At 45.2% G+C, this 2810-nt stretch carries 1 protein-coding gene and 1 pseudogene; both read left to right on the top strand.

The genetic code is table 11. The features are described from left to right. A pseudogene (locus ACQEXR_RS19825) lies at window positions 1-1950 on the top strand (hypothetical protein); the annotation flags it as partial. Beyond that, complete coding sequence (locus ACQEXR_RS19820; protein ID WP_427020998.1) at window positions 1947-2681, top strand: hypothetical protein; 735 nt, start codon at window positions 1947-1949, stop codon at window positions 2679-2681. The pseudogene ACQEXR_RS19825 and the gene ACQEXR_RS19820, both read left to right, overlap by 4 nt. Window positions 2682-2810: the final 129 nt, after the last annotated feature.

Raw genomic sequence — 2810 nt, 5'->3', positions numbered from 1 at the left:
GACGAGACTCACCTTACTTATCTACTTAGCTTAACCAGCCAGTACTTAGCGGTGGTAAAACAAGCGGTAAATACCGAGCAAGCGAATGAGCAGTTGAAACAGGCGCTTTCACTGGATTCGCCCAAAACGCTTTTCGCTCTAGCTTCTCTCGGTTTTAAGTTAGAAAACTGGCAAGCACTGAACGCTTACGTCGATGAACTTGGTAACAGTCTGCTCTCAATGGAGAACTCCAGTGACATGGTCACTGTATCGGGTGCGATTGCGAACTGGGGTGGGTTCACCAGTGACGTGCGTATGCATGATAAAGCGTGGTTTAAAGCACTAGCTGAGCCGGTACAGCTTAGCTTTATTGCACTTCAAAAAGCCGTCTCAGGGGTGGCCCAAGAGAGTTGGCGAGCCACTTCGAACTTGCTGTTCCCTAGCCAGATGAATACCACCGCAACACCGGAAGGTTTAGTCAGCAACTTGCGGCTGGTTATCTTAGAAGCCATCGTGAACCCAGAAGCTATCGTGGTTCATAACCCTGACTATCCCGCACAGTTTAAAACATGGCAGCGAAAGTTAAACACCGAAATGGCCACCATTCGTCATATTAGTCAGCTTCCCTCAGGAGAGGTGACGCCAAAGAACCACCAGATACAAACCATGCGCAGTGCTCAGCAGAAAATGCAGAAGTTGTTGAGTAGTGAGTTGCCAATGATGGTGATGCTTAAGCATGACGCGGTCAATAACACCGCCAAGCAAATGCTTAACGATGCAGTAGAACGCAGTTGGCAACAAGGTAAGCAGCTCACTCAAGCATCATGGGACAAATTGGGTAAAATGGGGGGCGTCGTCGCCATCCTAAACCTTTGGAACGTGTCGGTTGTTCTGCAAGACATCCGCCATAAAGTCGCGCAACACCCGAATACTAGCTTATGGACTAACCCTGCAATTAGAGAAGCGACCTATGCGACAGGTTATGCGGTCTCCGCTGTTACCGCTGTGTGGCGAGATGCGAAATGGGACATTATTGTTAAAGATTCTAAGTTACTTGGTGAAACCTTAAATGAAGCAATAAAAAACAGCAATGCTTCAAAATCGGCAATGCTCAAAACCTTTGCGAAAACGACGGCGGCGGTCTCTTTGTTTGGTTTGATTGCCACAGGTTTCGAAACATGGGAAAGTGGTGAAAAAGCTTGGGATTCTAGTAACTCTCCAATGGAACGGTTGGGCTATGGGTTAAAAGGGGTATCAACCTTGGTTCAGGCTTTCGTGTTTAGTGTGCAATTTGTGCGTAATTTCGCTAGCTTTTTGGGGTTCTCCTCTACTAGTATCAGTGCCATCGTCGCCTCTTGGATGCTGACCACGTTGATGGTTGCTGGTATTGTTTATTTGATTGCTGTTATCATCATCAATTCCTTTAAACGTTCAGAACTTGAGAAGTGGTTGCTTCACTCCACATGGGGCAAACAATCGAAGCAATGGAAGCCTGTCGAGGAGTTAACTCACTTAGAACACATTATTCATAAACCTCAGGTTCAGCTTAACTCAGTCCCTAACCGAAAACCTTCCCAATGGATGGACACTGGCACCAACCAATGGCAATTGGAGCTGACCTTGCCTGCATTTACCATAGGCCAACGGATTGGCTTACAAATAACGCGTAAGCCCAAACAAGTTTATAGCTATGGCCCTACTGAGGCGATGCCAGCTGTTATGCTTAATGAGCAGAACGGCACATGGAGCCAAAAAAAAGAAGAAGGTAGCCCCGTCACCTATCGATTAGATTTGGGTGGTAGTACGGAGGATACCATCACGGTACTGGTTAGCATGCCGTTTAACTGGCAAGCCTCAAAGCATCAACAACTGGGCTATATAGCGTCAGGTAAAAAACAAGGTGATTTAACCGTAGAGCCTGCGCCAAAAGAATTTGGCACTCGTCTTATTGAAGTGAGAATCGACAAATGAATAGTAAACAAGATATCGAGTCCCTTAAAGAGCAACTTTATAACGCTGAGGTAACGTATTCTTGGGAGTGTAAAGGTGCTGGTTTAAAACACGAGAATCTAGTGAATTGGTTGATACCGATGTTTGTGGGTTGTTTATTATTTGGTTTTTTTTGGTTTGTTTTCGATAAGCTAACTATGGACTCAATTGCTTTTTGGGGACTTTTGGCATTTATGACTATGATGGTATTGGTCTCAAGATACCTTTTTTCCCCGGATAAGCACCGTTGTTATCACTTAACCTCACGGGGTATTCATTACACGGAGCAAGATATGATCCCAGAGGTGGCGTATAAAATCGTGCGCGGTTTTGCTTGGGTGGGAATTGTGGTGTGTGTTATTGCGGTTTTGCTACTTGGCCCCTTGGCGCTTGTCGGTGCTGGGGCATTTGCACTGATGTCATTTGGGATGACCAATTTTAAACCAACCGTTGATAAGTCTTATGTGCTTATAGATGATCGCAGTGTCGTGTTTAATCTAACTCATGACTCAGTGCTGTCATTTGGAAGCCCTAATCGAGAAACATTTGACTATATAGGGACTGTTTTTATTTCGACGCTTGATCAAAAAACAGCGTTACTTTCTCATCTACAGTCGGCTTTTCCTGAAATTGAAATAGTCGAAATCAAAAAGCTGAATGATAAGTATAAGCACCCGATTTATCAGCAAGATGAAGAGAGTGCTACAGAGTAACGTTCTCGCTTTCTCACAAACTCATCAGATTTGCGTGGCAGTACTGGTCGACACCATCACGGTACTGGTTAGCATGCCGTTTAACTGGCAAGCCTCAAAGCATCAACAACTGGGCTATATAGCGTCAGG

Source organism: Vibrio sp. TRT 2004, from assembly GCF_050113735.1.
GTDB lineage: Bacteria > Pseudomonadota > Gammaproteobacteria > Enterobacterales > Vibrionaceae > Vibrio.
This window is presented reverse-complemented; position numbering and strand designations above follow the sequence as displayed.